The following is a 13,811-nucleotide window of genomic DNA, read 5'->3' on the forward strand; positions in this document are numbered from 1 at the left end:
GACAAGCTCAGCCTGAGCGGATTTGAGAGGTTCTCTCTATTCCGCTCAGGCTGAGCTTGTCGAAGCCCCATCGGCAAAAGCCATCAGCAGCCGCCCCGGAATGAGCCCGGGACGGCTGGCAGCCCGGCTTACTTGGCCGCAGCGATCACCGCGCAAGCGATGCGCCCGCCGGCATTACCCGAAGGCTGGCTGGTGTAGTCGTCCACGCCTGCGTGGATCACCAGCGCCGAACCGTCCGCGTCGAGCAGCGACTTCGGCCCCGGCGAGAGCGTCACGCCGGAATTCAGCACCTGCGTCTTGAGCAGGCCGTCCGCGCCGACATTCTGATTCGGCATGTCACCGCCATGCGGCCCCGTAGCGACCATATAGCCGTGCTGGTGATCGCCGCCGGTGAAATGGCCGCCCGAACTGTCGAACTTGGTCGCGGTGTCGCACACGCCCTTCTGGTGGAAGTGGAAGCCGTGCTCACCCGCCGGAATGCCCTTGGCCTCGGCGCTGACGAGGACGCCTGCCGGGGTCTCCTGCAGCATGACCATGCCGATGGTCTTGCCGTCCAGCCCAATCAGATCGGCGTGGATCATCGGCGCGGCGGCCGCCGTCGTTGCGGAATGGCCGGCATGCTCGTCAGCTGCGCTGGCCGCGCCGGCGAGCGAGAGCAGGACCGCCGAGGCGGCGAGGATGCGGGAGGATCGCTTCATATCGTATCTCCGGTCTTTCGGGCTGGATGGCTGCGAAACGCAGCCGCACGCATGGACGTTCCCCCGCCCCGCGTGGACATTCACGACCCTAAAGCCCTGCACATGAAAGGCAATCGCAACTGGCAATGAAATTTTGCACGCTATGCGGACAACAAAAAAGGCGGCCCCAGGGACCGCCTTCTTCGTGAAGCTGATGTTCGGAGCCTGAAGCCCCGCCCAATCAGTTCTTCTTGAGCGTGAGACCGCCGAAACGCTTGTTGAACTGGGCCACGCGGCCACCGTCCTGAAGCTGGGCCTTGCCGCCGGTCCATGCCGGGTGCGAGGTCGGGTCGATGTCCAGAACCAGCGTGTCGCCTTCCTTGCCCCAGGTCGAGCGGGTCTGGAAGGTGCTGCCGTCGGTCATCTGCACCGTGATGGTGTGGTAGTCGGGATGCGTATCGGCCTTCATGGGTCTATCTCTTTCGCATGTGGCCGGTTCCGACCGGCCTGGCTTGGAAAGCGGCGCGCTTACAGCGAAGCGGGCCTGAATGCAAGGGCGAAGAAGCCCACCCCTGCCCCTCCCGCGAGCGGGAGGGGAATGAGAGGTCCCCGCCAACACAGCCCTCCCGCTTGCGAGAGGGCCGGAAGGCTTGGCAGCTTGCTGCCTAGCCGGACGGGGTGGGCAGCAGCCTCAGGCGTCCGCGATCATCGCCGTGAAGTTGACCTCGCAGGTCACCTTGTCGTCGATGGAGGCCTTGCCCCAGAACTTGCACACGCGCGAACGCTTCTGGACGAAGCCGGTGCGCAGCGTCAGCAGGTGTCCCGGGGTCACGGGGGCGCGGAACTTCGCGTCCTCGATCGCCATGAAATACACCAGCTTGCCGGTCCCGGCGAGGCCGAGGGTCTCGATCGCGAGGATGCCCGCAGCCTGCGCCAGCGCCTCGATCTGGAGGACGCCGGGCATGATCGGTCGGCCGGGGAAGTGCCCCTGGAAGAAGTCCTCGTTGAAGCTCACCGCCTTGACCGCCTCGATCTCCTCCTCGGAGATCGAGACCACGCGGTCGACGAGCAGCATCGGGTAGCGGTGCGGAAGCGCCGCCAGGATCTTCGCGGTGTCGTACACGACTTCGGCCTTATCGCTCATGCCCGTGACGTCCGATCAGCGGCCCGAGGGCTGCGTCGCCGGCGCGGCGCCGGCCGGAGCCTGGCCCTGCGCGGCAGCCTGCTGCGCACGCTGTTCACGAACCTGGCGCGGTTCCCAACCGGCGGGCGGAACCAGCTGCGCCGAGGGGATCGACGTGTTCAGCTCGTTCAGGATGTCCTGGTTGAGGTTGTAGGCGCCGCCGTTGACCGCGAGAATCGCGTCGGGCGAGATCAGGATCGACACGCCCTTCTTGGTCATCGCTGCCTTGACCGCGTCATTCAGCTTGTCTTCGATCTGCTCGTTGACGTAGGCCTGCGACAGGCCGACCGGCTGCAGGATGCGCTGGAGTTCGGCCTTGCCGTTCTCCTGGATCTGCTGGATCGAACCAGCCTGCTGTTCAAGTGCGGCCTGCGTGACCTTGCCGCCCTGACGGTCGGCGTTGAACTTGTCGATCAGCGGCTTGATCTGGGCGTTGAGCGCGTTCTGACGGGTCTGCGCCTGGTCGAACTGCGCCTTGAACGTGGTCTGGCGCTGCGTCTCGGCGGTCTTGAACGCGTTCGAGTTGGCGATCACCGCATCGAAGCTGGCAACGCCGAGGCCCTGCACGATGGTGCCGCCGGTTGCGGGGGCGGCGGCGGCCGGAGCGGGCTTGGCAGCCAGCGCGGGCTGCGCCGAGACGGCGGCGAACGCGAGGCCGGCAGCCAGCGCGATGGTCTTGTTCTTGGTAATCATCAGAACTGGGTTCCCACGTTGAAGTTGAATGCTTTGGGATCGTCGCCGTACTGCTTGAGCAGAACGCGCGAGAAGTCGATGCGGAACGGACCGAAAGGCGAGTTCCAGTTCACGCCGATGCCGATGGCGACACGCGGCTTCCAGGTATCGCCGACGAATTCCTCGGCGAACCTGTACTGATATTGGGCCTGACCATCCACGAGATACGGAGTGCTCGTCACAGTCGTCGTCTGATTGCCACTGGCATCGAGGTATAGCTGGTTACAGCCCGGGTTACACTGTGTGAGCGCCGGCGTCTTGACGCTCCACACCGCACCGACGTCAGCGAAGATCGACGGGCGCAAGCCCATCTCACGCGCACCCGAACCCAGCGGAATTTCCATCTCCGCACGACCCATGTAGTAGTAGTTGCCGCCCAGAGCGTCGTCGGTCCAGTTGCTGCGGTCGGTCGAGACGCTGCCGTCCGTGTTCAGCTGCTTGCGCAGCACGCGCGGGCCGACGCCGCGGATGGCGAAGCCGCGGAACTGCGGCTGACCGAGGTAGAAGCGGTCGGTCAGGCGGATATCCTGACCCGAAAGACCCTTGATCACGCCACCTTCCCCCGAAAGCGAGAAGATGAAGCCGTGGCCCATGTTGAAGAACTTCGACGCATTGCCGCGAACTCGAGCATACTTCACGTCGCCGCCGAGCCCTGCGAAATCGACGTTGATCGACGCCGTGGTGCCACGCGTCGGACGGACGCGATTGTCGAGCGTATCGTAGATCAGAGAGGCGCCAACGATCGAACTGAGGCGCTTCCCGATCGCGTCACACAAGTAACGCCCGGCGATTAGCGGACTGCACTGCCCGTTCGCGTCGTAATATTCGCTACCGAGGCTAACGTCATCGTAGTTGAGCGTATAGCTGCCCACCGCAGTCAGATACTCGGTCAGCGGCACACCCGCACGGACATTGAAGCCGGTAGTCGACTGCGAGTACGTGGTATTACGATTGGTGTTATAGTAGTTGAAGCTGTTGTAGTCGCGGCGGTAGATATTGACGCCGAGCGACACGTTCTTGTCAAACAGGTAAGGCTCGACGAAGCTCGCCTCGACGCTCTTCGAATAGCGCGAGATGCTGCCCGACAAGCCCACCGTCTGGCCACGACCGCGGAAGTTGCGCTGGCGGATCGATGCCTGGAAGATGAAGCTCTCAAGGCTGGAGAAACCTGCCGAAAGCTGGAGTTCGCCGGTCGGCTTCTCCTCGACGTTGGCTTCCAGCAGGATGCGATCGTCGGCGCTGCCGGGCTTCTGCTCGACCTCGAACTTCTCCTGGAAGTAGCCGAGCGACTTGATGCGATTGGTCGAACGCTTGACCTGCAGCGAATTGAACGCGTCGCCTTCCGCGAGGCGGAACTCGCGGCGCACGACCTTGTCCTGGGTCAGCGTGTTGCCGTTGATGTCGATCTTCTCGACATAGACGCGCGGCGCCTCCTGGATCACGAAGGTCAGCCCCATGGTGAGGTTTTCCTTGTCGCGATCGTACTGCGGGCGGACGTCGGCAAAGGCGTAGCCGAAGGCACCGGCAGTCTCGTTCAGACTGTCGATCGTGTCCTCGACCTGCTTGGCGTTGTACCAGTCGCCCTTGTGCATCGGCAGGCGCGACGCCATCTTCTCGCCGTCGAAGTCGCGCAGTTGGCTTTCGACCTTCACGTCGCCGAACTTGTAGCGCTTCCCTTCCTCCACCACGTACGTGATGATGAAGTCCTTCTTGTCCGGCGTCAGTTCGGCCACCGCCGAGACGACGCGGAAGTCGGCATAGCCCTGCGTCAGATAGAACTGGCGCAGCTTCTGCTGGTCGAAGGCCATGCGATCGGGGTCGTAGCTGGTGCCCGAGCTGAACAGACGGGTGAAGCGCGCCTGCTTGGTCACCATCTGGCCGCGCAGTTCGCCGGCCGAGAAGTGCTCGTTGCCGATGATGTTGATCTGGCGGACCTTGGACTTGTCGCCCTCGGTGATCTCGAAGACGATGTCGACGCGGTTCTGGTCGAGCGAGACCATCTTCGGCTCGACGGTCGCGGCGTAGCGGCCCTGGCGCTTGTACAGCTCGATGATGCGGGCGACGTCGGCGCGGATCTTGGAACGGGTGAAGATCTGGCGCGGCGCGACCTTGATCTCCGGCAAGATCTTGTCGTCCTTGATGCGCTTGTTGCCTTCAAGGATGATGCGGTTGACGACCGGGTTCTCCTGAACCGTGATCGTCACCACGCCATTGTCGAACGCAACCTGCGCGTCCTTGAACAGTTCGGTGCCGTAGAGGTCCTTCAGCGCGGCGTCGGCGGAAACCTTGGTGTAGTTCTGGCCGACGCGCATCTTGATGTAGGACAGGACCGTCTGCGCCTCCAGACGCTCGGCGCCCTTCACCACGATGGTCTGGATCGGCTGGCCTTCCTCGACCGGCGCCACCACGGCCGGGGCCGGAGCGGCGGGAGCGGCAGGAACCGGCGCACGCTTGCCGGCCTTTGCAGCTTGCGCGGAAGCCTCCATGGGCATCCCCGCGAGAATGGTGGTCCCGAGGAGCACTGCTGCAACTTGCGAGCCCCAGAGGCCTCGGGCGCTGCGCGCTCCAGTGCCGCGAACCATTTCCCGTCCGATCATTCTACGCAAAATCCCGTATTCGCTTTCGCGATGAAAAACAGACCACCGGCGGGAGCGCACCCAGACCCGCAGGCAATCGCAGCCATCTGCCCGATGGAGCCGGTCCAATCAAGCAGACAAAACCCGGCAACATTGTGATCGCTCGTGAATCCCTCCAGGCTATCCCCCGAAAATAGGGAGAGAGGCCAGGTCATTGACCGTGACGAAGACCATCAGCGCCAGCACCAGCGCCACACCCGTCTTTATCGCCCATTCCTGACTGCGTGCACCCAGGGGTCTGCGCCGGACCAGTTCAGCCGCGTAGAAAGCCAGATGTCCGCCGTCGAGGCCAGGAATTGGCAGGAGGTTGATGAATGCCAAGTTAATCGAGATCAGGGCGGCGAACTCCACGAAGGCTTCCCAGCCCAGCGTGAAAGTCTGCCCTGAATACTGCGCGATCTTGATCGGACCGCCCAGTTCGCGGACAGATCGGTCGCCCGTGAAGATCTGGGTTATGCCGGTCACCATGTTGCCCATGGCGCGGAAGCTCTGCTGGAATCCGAGAGCGACGGCATCGACCGGGCCGACCTGCTCGAAGCGGCCTGCGCGTACGCCGATCTGACCGACCTTCTGCGGCTTGCCCTGTGCGTCAGGGATCGAGCCTTCGGTCACCTTGACTTGGAAAGTGCGGACTTCACCGTCACGCCGCACCGAGAGATCGACGCTGCGCCCCGCCTGCGGGCGGATGAGTTCGGGGATGTCCTCGAAGCTGGTGATTGCGGCGCCGTTCACCGCGACGATGCGGTCGCCCACCTTGAGCCCGGCGTCCTCGGCCGGCGAATCGCCATAGAAGCCGCCGACGACGGGCGGCATCATCCGCACGCCGATATCGCCGATCTTCGCCTTGTTACCGAACTGGTCGCTGAACTCCTGCGTCGCCAGCTTCACCGGAAGGACAAGCGTGCGCCCTGCCCGCTCCACCGCGATCGGCAGCGTCTTGCCGGGGAAGTACGCGACGCGGCCCGGCACGTCGGTCGCTCCGTCAACCTTGTCACCGTCGATCGCGACGATGCGGTCGCCGACGCGCATACCCGCAGCCTGCGCGGGCGAGTTGGCGGTAAAGCCGCTGATCTCCGCATCGTTTACGACGCGGCCGTAGATCGAGAAGAACCCGGCGAAGATCGCGACGCACAGCAGCAGGTTGGTCAGCGGCCCGGCAAAGACGATCAGCGCGCGCTGCCACAGCGGCTTGGAATGGAAGGTCTGCGCCCCCTCACGCGGGGAAAGGCTTACGTCGTCGGGCTTCGGCGCGCTCGTCGGGTTCATGTCGCCTGCGAACTGGACGTAGCCGCCGAGAGGCAGCGCCGAGAGCTTCCAGCGGGTGCCGCGCTTGTCGGTCCAGCCTGCCAGTTCCTTGCCGAAACCGATGGAAAAGGCGTCCGCCTTCACGCCGAACAGGCGGCCGACGAGATAGTGCCCCAGCTCATGGATAAGGACCAGTGGCCCCAGCACCAGGAGGAAGGCGAAGATCGTCGTCAGAATTCCTGGTGAACCGGTCAAGCTATGCCTCTCTTCAGGTGCTGGTCACGAGTACACGCGCCCTCGCCCGGGCCTCCGTATCCACGTCGAGGACGTCGGAGAGGCTACCGGGCGGCGGCGGCGCATACGAGCCTAGCACGTCTTCCACTTGTGCAGAGATACGCGTGAACGAAATCTGACCGCCAAGGAACGCAGCAACCGCGATTTCGTTCGCGGCGTTGAGCACGGCGGGGATCGCCCCGCCCGCCTGCGCCGCCTCGCGCGCGAGGCGGGTGGCGGGAAAGCGCACTTCGTCGGGCTTGCGGAAAGTCAGTTCGCCGATCTCGGCAAGATCGAGCGGGGCGCAGGGCGTGTCCATGCGCGCGGGCCAGGCCAGCGCCGAGGCGATCGGCACGCGCATGTCCGAGGGGCCGAGCTGCGCCAGGGTCGAGCCGTCACGATACTCGACCATCGAATGGACCACCGACTGCGGGTGGACGATGATCCGCAGCTTATCGAGGCCGACGGGGAACAGGTGGTAGGCCTCGATCAGTTCGAGGCCCTTGTTGAACATCGTCGCCGAATCGACGCTGATCTTCGCGCCCATGTCCCAGTTGGGATGGCGGACCGCCTCGGCCGGAGTGGCGGCGCTGAGGCGCTCCCACGACCAGTCCCGGAACGGGCCGCCGCTGGCCGTCAGGGTGATCCAGCGCACATGGGCATGGTCGTTGCCGGTGAGGCACTGGAAGATCGCGTTGTGCTCGGAATCGATAGGCAGCAGCGTGGCGCCGTGGCGCGCTACGGCAGCCATCATCACCTCGCCCGCGGAAACCAGCGCTTCCTTGTTGGCAAGGGCGATGATCCCGCCCTGCTCGATCGCCGCCATCGTCGGCGCAAGGCCGGCACAGCCGACAATCGCCGCGACGGTGACGTCGGCGCCGCGCGCAGCCGCCTCGATCAGCGCGGCGGGGCCGCCTGCAACTTCGATCCCGGAACCCGCAAGCGCCTCCCGCAGAGCAGGCAAGTGCACCTCATCGGCGACGACGGCGACCTCGGCTCCGAATTCCCGCGCCAGCTTCGCCAGTTCGGCCGCATTGGAATGCGCAGTCAGCGCCACCACACGCCACTCGTCGCGATTGCGGCGGATCAGGTCGAGCGTCGAGGCGCCGATCGAGCCGGTCGCGCCAAGCACCGTCAGGGAGCGCAAAGAACCGGTCATGCCAACACCACGATAGCCATCGCCAGCAGGAACAGCACCGCCAGCAATCCGTCAACCCGGTCGAAGAAACCGCCATGCCCCGGAATGAGGTTGCCCGAGTCCTTGAACCCCGCGCGGCGCTTCATCCAGCTTTCGAAAAAATCGCCCACCTGCGCACAGACCGCCACCAGCAGTCCGGCCGCAAGGCAGGTCGCAAAGAGCGGAACCGCGCCCGCTGTCGCATACCAGCAGGGCTGCGTACCGAAGCACGACACCGCGTTCGCCGCCGAGACGTCGGGCGTAAGACGGATCGCGCCTTCCTGCCAAAGCTGCGCGGCGGTGAAGAGCGCGAGCGTCGCGCCCAGCGCCGCGCCCATCAGGCCCGACCAGGTCTTGGACGGGCTGATCGACGGCGCGATCTTCGGCCCGCGCAAGGTGCGGCCAGTGAAATAGGCGCCCACGTCCACCGCGATCACCGTCCCCAGCAAGGTCAGGATCGGCGCGAGGGTGAAGGCATCGTTATGCAGGAACAACAGCATGGCCGCGCCGATGCCGACATAGAGCATCCCCACGAAGTTCCACGCGGCCCGCGCACCCGGTCCCGGAGTGATGCGACGGGCAAGCCTGATCCACTCCCACAGCACCCCGACCGAGACGGCGCAGACGAAGGCGATCCACACCGGCCCGCCCAGCCACAAGGCAGTCCCGGCGACCGCCACCATGACGATGGCCGAAAGCGTCCGCACCTTGAGATCGGAGGTGCCTTTCGCCGGAGGCTCAGCGCCCGCCATAGCGACGCTCGCGAGTGGTGAAGGCGCTGAGCGCATCGCGCAAGTGATCGGCGGTGAAATCCGGCCAGAGCACGTCGGTGAACAGCATTTCGGCGTAAGCCGCCTGCCACAGCAGGAAGTTCGACAGCCGGACCTCGCCCGAGGTGCGGATCAGCAAGTCGAGCGGCGGCAGGTCCGCCGTGTCGAGTTCCGCCGCGATCGTCTCGGGCGTGATCGGCCCCTTCGCCGCAGCCTTGGTCGCCGCGCGGGCGATCTCGTCCTGTGAGCCGTAGTTCAGCGCGACCGCCAGCGTCGTCTCGGTATTGTGCGCGGTCTTGGCCATCGCGCCTTCGACCAGTTCGACCAGTTCAGGCTTAAACGCCTTGTAATCGCCGATGATCTTGAGGCGCACGCCCGCCGCCGCGAATTCGTCGAGGTCGGAGAGGATGAAGCGCTTCATCAGGCTCATCAGGTCCGAGATCTCGTCCTCGGGCCGCCGCCAGTTCTCGGTCGAGAAGGCGTAGAGGGTCAGTGCCTCCAGCCCCATCTCGCGCGCGCCACGCACGACGCGGCGCACCGCCTCCACGCCGCGCTGGTGGCCCACGGCGCGCGGAAGCAGGCGCTTCTTCGCCCAGCGCCCGTTGCCGTCCATGATGATGGCGACATGACGGGCGCGCAGAGATTCGTCCTTGGCCATCAGGCTCCCTTCTCGGCGAAGCGCAACAGGCTCACTTGCCGAGGATTTCCTTTTCCTTGGCCGCGAAGACCTCGTCGAGGGCCTTGACCATCTCGTCGGTCAGCTTCTGGACTTCGGTTTCGCCGCGCTTGCGGTCGTCTTCCGAGATTTCCTTCTTCTTCTCGTCGGCCTTCAGGTTCTCGATGCCGTCGCGGCGCACGTTACGCACGGCGACGCGCGCCTTCTCGGCATAGGAGCTGGCGAGCTTGGCCAGTTCCTTGCGGCGCTCTTCGGTCAGATCGGGGATCGGCAGGCGCAGGGTGTTGCCGTCGTTGATCGGGTTCAGGCCCAGACCCGCCGAACGGATCGCCTTCTCGACCGGACCGATATTGGTCTTGTCCCACACCTGCACCGAAAGCATGCGCGGCTCGGGCGCGGAGATCGTCGCAACCGACGTGATCGGCATCGCGCTGCCATAGACGGTCACGGTGATCGGCTCCAGCAGCGCGGTGTTCGCGCGGCCGGTGCGCAGGCCCGAGAGGTCGTGCTTGAGCGCGTCGATCGCGCCCTTCATGCGGCGCTCGAGGTCCGCCTTGTCGTACTTTGCCATGGTTCAGGCTCCTTTCTGAACGATCGTCTTGGTGCCGCCACCCGCAAGGACGGTGGCCAGGTTGCCCTGCTCGCGGATCGAGAACACGACGATCGGAATGCTGTTGTCGCGGCACAGGGCCACGGCGGAGGCGTCCATCACCTGCAGGTTGTCGGCGAGGACGGTGTCGTAATCGACGGAATCGTACCGCTTGGCGTCGGGGTTGCGCTTGGGATCGCTGTCGTAGACGCCATCGACGCTGGTGCCCTTCAGAAGAGCATCGCAGCGCATCTCGGCGGCGCGCAGGGCGGCGCCGGAATCAGTGGTGAAGTACGGCGCGCCGACACCGGCAGCGAAGATCACCACGCGCCCCTTCTCAAGGTGGCGCTCGGCCCGGCGGCGGATCACCGGCTCGCAGACCTGGTCCATCTGCACGGCGCTCTGCACGCGCGTTTCCACGCCGATCTGTTCCAGCGCGTTCTGCATCGCCAGCGCGTTCATCACGGTGGCCAGCATGCCCATGTAGTCGGCCTGCGCCCGGTCCATGCCGCGCGCGGCGCCCGCCATGCCGCGGAAGATATTGCCGCCGCCGATGACAAGGCAGATCTCGAGCCCGGTTTCCTTGGCCGCCTTCACTTCCTTGGCAAGTTCCGCGACGAAATCGGGGTCGATTCCGAACTGCTGGCTCCCCATCAGCACTTCGCCCGAAAGTTTGAGCAGGACGCGCTTGTAGGGGGATGACATGCCGCTGGGTCTCCTGTGGGGGCCGGAAATACTGGAACGGCCCCGGCTTTAGGAGGGCAAGCACGAATTGCCAAGGGGCTTGGACTGTGGATGAACCCGGTTCAGCGCGCCATTACGGACAGTTCTTCCTCACGCCGATCGTAAGCGACTTGCGCCGAGGCCACCGATCCCATCCGCCTCTCCGCCCAGTCGATCATCGCCTGCAGCGCATCAAGCAGTTCCCGCCCCAGCGGCGTTACCGCATAACTGACCGAAACCGGCACCGTCGGCACCACATCGCGGCGCACCAGCCCGTCGCGCTCCAGCGAGCGCAGGGTCTGGCTGAGCATCTTCTGCGAAATGCCGTCGATATGCCGCTTGAGCCCGTTGAAGCGCATGTCCCCGGCCCCGAGCGTCGTGAGGATCAGCACACTCCACTTGTCGGCGATACGATCGAGCAACTGCCGCGTCGGACAATCCGCCGCATAGACGTTGGGCGCGAGGCAGGCGGTTCCCTCAAGGTAACCCGGTGCGGTGAAAGTGCCTTCTTGCATGGTCATCGCCAATACCACATCTGGTCACCATTGGATACCTGGTGGAGAATGGAAATGAAGATCGCAGTCCTTGGTGCCAGCGGCCGCGCCGGATCGGAAATCACGAAGGAAGCCGCCGTTCGCGGCCACGAAGTCCTCGCCATCGCACGCAACCCGGAAAAGATCGCGACCGGCGAGCGGATCACGGCGGCGACGGGCGATGCCTCGGACCCTGCATCTCTCGCCGTCCTGATCGCCGGAAGCGATGCCGTCGTCAGCGCCCTGCACTTCGACGTGACGGCCGAAATCCTGCTCTCGGCAATCCGTGAAGCCGGCGTGCCTCGGCTGCTGGTGACCGGGGGCGCGGCCAGCCTGGAAGTCGCCCCGGGCAAGCGCCTGATCGACACACCGGACTTTCCCGAGGAATGGAAGACCTTCGCGATGGGCGGGATCACCTTCCTCGACGCACTGAGGCAGGTGGACGACGTGGACTGGACGTTCTTCTCCCCCGCCGCGCTGATCTTCGAAGGCCCGCGCACGGGCAGCTACCGCTCGGGCGGTGACGAACTGGTCACCGACGATGCAGGCGAGAGCAAGATCAGCTTCGCCGACTATGCAATTGCGATGGTCGATGAACTGGAAGCGCACAAGCATTCCAGGGAACGGTTTACGGCAGCTTATTGAGATAAAAGGGAAGTCCTGGGGCCATCGCCCCAGACCCCGGAATTGCCATCGCCCCGCGCGCAGACGCCTCAGCCCAACGTCGCGGCGCAGGCTTTAAAAGTCTCCCGGCGCAGCGCCATCGCATGACGAAACCGCGCACCAGACCTCGACGATATACGGGGTGCAGGGGTGGTAAACCCCTGCCTCCTCCCTCTTAGGCTGCTTCCGCCAAAGGCCCACCGATCGAGCAAACCCCATCCACACCCAGCACATGCGCCACCCTGCCCATAGCCATCCAGGCAGCAGTGCAATGCGTCAGATCGACGATCTCGGCATCGGTCATCACACTCTTTAGCTGCGCCCAGAACGCTTCGTCCTCGGCGAGTCCGCGCGGGTCGGTTCCCATCTTCTGCGAGTACCGCACGGCAAGACGCTCCTTCTCGGTCAGGCTGCCGAGGTCACCGCCGAGCACGGCCTGGTACATGGCCTCGTCAGGCGCATTGCCCTGCTCGATCACGCCGCCGTCGTAGCCGAGAATCCGCAAGTCCCGCTGGGCGCGCCAGTTCATGCAGACGGTGCAGCCGTTGATGACGGCGGTGGCGATGCGGCATGCCTCGAACAGCCGCAGGGGCAGTTTGGAATACTGGTAGGGCGCCATCGCGAAGGCACCTGAAGCCCGGACGATTTCGGGCGAATACTGGACCGAAAGGTCCGGAATCGGATTCTGCGGCTGGGGAGCGAGTTCTACGCGCATGGGGCCTCTCCGGTTACGCCCGGATCTTGCCGGGTCAATGCGGGAGGCTACGTCGACCCTTTAATAAGTCAATCGTGCATGTTTTTTATGGGGCCTCAAACGAGACGGGCCGCAGAAGCATATGCTCCTGCGGCCTGCACGTTTCTTCAGCGAAGAAGGCTTGAGATCAGCCGGCGACCGCTGCGGCCACTTCGGCTGCGAAGTCCGTGACTTCCTTCTCGATGCCTTCGCCCAGCTGGAAGCGCACGTAGTCCTTGAGGACGATCTTCGCGCCGGCTTCCTTGCCGGCCTGGTCGACGACCTGCTGGATCGGGGTCTTGTTGTCCATGACGAAGACCTGCGAGAGCAGTGCGTTTTCCTTGGCGTACTTGGCGATCGCGCCGTCGACCATCTTCGCCTGCACGGCTTCGGGCTTGCCCGATTCGGCGGCCTTTTCCTGGGCGATCTTGCGCTCGCGCTCGATCAGCTCGGCGTCGAGGTCTTCGGCGTTCAGGGCCAGCGGGAAGGCAGCGGCGATGTGCATCGCGATCTGCTTGCCGAGACCTTCGAGAACGGCAGCAGGCGCTTCCGATTCCAGAGCTACGAGCACGCCGATCTTGCCGAGGTTCGGCGCAGCGGCGTTGTGCATGTAGGGAACGACGAGACCGGCCGAGACTTCGACGGTCTTCATGCGGCGAACCTGCTGGTTCTCACCGATGGTCGCGACGTTGTTGGTCAGGGCGTCGGTCACGGTGCCGCCGCCCGGGTAGGCCGATGCCTTGAGTGCTTCGACGTCGTCACCGGCAACGCCGAGCGCTGCTTCGGTGGTCTTGCGCACGAAGTCCTGGAACTGGTCGTTCTTGGCGACGAAGTCCGTCTCCGAGTTGACTTCGACGGCAACGCCCTTGGTGCCGGTCACGGCGATGCCGACCAGGCCTTCAGCGGCAGTGCGGCTGGACTTCTTGGCAACGGCGGCAAGGCCCTTGGCGCGCAGCGCGTCGATCGCGGCTTCGATGTCGCCGTTCGTCTCGTCGAGAGCCTTCTTGCAGTCCATCATGCCGGCGCCCGAGCGCTCGCGCAGGGTCTTCACGTCAGCGGCGGTGTAAGCCATCGCTCAATTCCTCTTGATTGAGTGGGGAACCGTGCAAGGTTCCTTGAAACAGGTGCGCGCCGGGCCACATGGACCCGGCGCGCGACAATTCCGTGACGAAAGTGTCGTCGTGCCGGGCTATTACGCCTC

Annotated in this window: 15 protein-coding genes; 1 reads left to right on the forward strand and 14 read right to left on the reverse strand. The window is 64.8% G+C overall.

Going from position 1 to position 13,811, the window contains the following annotated elements:
* Nucleotides 1-128 precede the first annotated feature (128 nt).
* The 12 genes from ACYPYD_RS13500 to ACYPYD_RS13555 all read right to left on the reverse strand — a co-directional run bounded on the left by ACYPYD_RS13500 (nucleotide 129) and on the right by ACYPYD_RS13555 (nucleotide 11,196).
* Nucleotides 129-698, reverse strand: coding sequence for a superoxide dismutase family protein (locus ACYPYD_RS13500; RefSeq protein ID WP_008830263.1), 570 nt, complete (start codon nucleotides 696-698; stop codon nucleotides 129-131).
* 220 nt (nucleotides 699-918) lie between these two features.
* On the reverse strand, nucleotides 919-1,146 hold the full coding sequence (rpmE, locus tag ACYPYD_RS13505; RefSeq protein ID WP_008830262.1) for a 50S ribosomal protein L31: 228 nt from the start codon (nucleotides 1,144-1,146) through the stop codon (nucleotides 919-921).
* A gap of 222 nt (nucleotides 1,147-1,368) precedes the next feature.
* Nucleotides 1,369-1,821, reverse strand: coding sequence for a 3-hydroxyacyl-ACP dehydratase FabZ (gene fabZ / locus ACYPYD_RS13510; RefSeq protein ID WP_069707480.1), 453 nt, complete (start codon nucleotides 1,819-1,821; stop codon nucleotides 1,369-1,371).
* A gap of 15 nt (nucleotides 1,822-1,836) precedes the next feature.
* Nucleotides 1,837-2,553 (reverse strand): OmpH family outer membrane protein, encoded by a 717-nt coding sequence (locus tag ACYPYD_RS13515; RefSeq protein WP_036522553.1) that lies wholly within the window; start codon nucleotides 2,551-2,553, stop codon nucleotides 1,837-1,839.
* Nucleotides 2,553-5,174, reverse strand: a complete 2,622-nt coding sequence (gene bamA / locus ACYPYD_RS13520; RefSeq protein WP_036522551.1) for an outer membrane protein assembly factor BamA — start codon at nucleotides 5,172-5,174, stop codon at nucleotides 2,553-2,555. Before bamA ends, ACYPYD_RS13515 begins: the two co-directional genes overlap by 1 nt.
* A gap of 174 nt (nucleotides 5,175-5,348) precedes the next feature.
* On the reverse strand, nucleotides 5,349-6,728 hold the full coding sequence (gene rseP, locus ACYPYD_RS13525) for an RIP metalloprotease RseP (protein WP_459663600.1): 1,380 nt from the start codon (nucleotides 6,726-6,728) through the stop codon (nucleotides 5,349-5,351).
* 13 nt (nucleotides 6,729-6,741) lie between these two features.
* Nucleotides 6,742-7,905 carry a 1-deoxy-D-xylulose-5-phosphate reductoisomerase gene (locus ACYPYD_RS13530; protein ID WP_197524413.1) on the reverse strand — a complete coding sequence of 388 codons (1,164 nt, stop codon included), beginning with the start codon at nucleotides 7,903-7,905 and terminating at the stop codon, nucleotides 6,742-6,744.
* On the reverse strand, nucleotides 7,902-8,675 hold the full coding sequence (locus tag ACYPYD_RS13535) for a phosphatidate cytidylyltransferase (RefSeq protein ID WP_459663602.1): 774 nt from the start codon (nucleotides 8,673-8,675) through the stop codon (nucleotides 7,902-7,904). The genes ACYPYD_RS13530 and ACYPYD_RS13535 overlap by 4 nt, the downstream gene beginning before the upstream one ends.
* The gene (gene uppS / locus ACYPYD_RS13540; RefSeq protein WP_008831815.1) at nucleotides 8,662-9,351 is read right to left on the reverse strand and encodes a polyprenyl diphosphate synthase; all 690 of its coding nucleotides are present in this window, start codon (nucleotides 9,349-9,351) and stop codon (nucleotides 8,662-8,664) included. Before uppS ends, ACYPYD_RS13535 begins: the two co-directional genes overlap by 14 nt.
* Before the next feature lie 31 nt (nucleotides 9,352-9,382).
* Complete coding sequence (gene frr / locus ACYPYD_RS13545) at nucleotides 9,383-9,940, reverse strand: ribosome recycling factor (RefSeq protein WP_008831814.1); 558 nt, start codon at nucleotides 9,938-9,940, stop codon at nucleotides 9,383-9,385.
* 3 nt (nucleotides 9,941-9,943) lie between these two features.
* A complete protein-coding gene (gene pyrH, locus ACYPYD_RS13550) occupies nucleotides 9,944-10,663 on the reverse strand; it encodes a UMP kinase (protein WP_008831813.1) in 720 nt (239 codons plus the stop codon).
* Between the two features lie 101 nt (nucleotides 10,664-10,764).
* Nucleotides 10,765-11,196: a winged helix-turn-helix transcriptional regulator gene (locus tag ACYPYD_RS13555; protein WP_036523283.1), complete on the reverse strand. Its 432-nt coding sequence runs from the start codon at nucleotides 11,194-11,196 to the stop codon at nucleotides 10,765-10,767.
* A 54-nt stretch (nucleotides 11,197-11,250) separates the two neighbouring features.
* Here ACYPYD_RS13555 and ACYPYD_RS13560 point away from each other — a divergent pair, with 54 nt between their 5' ends.
* Entirely contained in the window at nucleotides 11,251-11,859 is a 609-nt protein-coding gene (locus ACYPYD_RS13560) for an NAD(P)-dependent oxidoreductase (RefSeq protein ID WP_459663604.1), read from the forward strand.
* 193 nt (nucleotides 11,860-12,052) lie between these two features.
* Here the strand turns inward: ACYPYD_RS13560 and ACYPYD_RS13565 are convergent, their stop codons facing one another.
* On the reverse strand, nucleotides 12,053-12,592 hold the full coding sequence (locus ACYPYD_RS13565) for a carboxymuconolactone decarboxylase family protein (RefSeq protein WP_008831810.1): 540 nt from the start codon (nucleotides 12,590-12,592) through the stop codon (nucleotides 12,053-12,055).
* A gap of 166 nt (nucleotides 12,593-12,758) precedes the next feature.
* Complete coding sequence (gene tsf / locus ACYPYD_RS13570; protein WP_036522544.1) at nucleotides 12,759-13,682, reverse strand: translation elongation factor Ts; 924 nt, start codon at nucleotides 13,680-13,682, stop codon at nucleotides 12,759-12,761.
* Between the last annotated feature and the right edge of the window lie 129 nt (nucleotides 13,683-13,811).

It is taken from the genome of Novosphingobium sp. 11B, assembly GCF_054589055.1.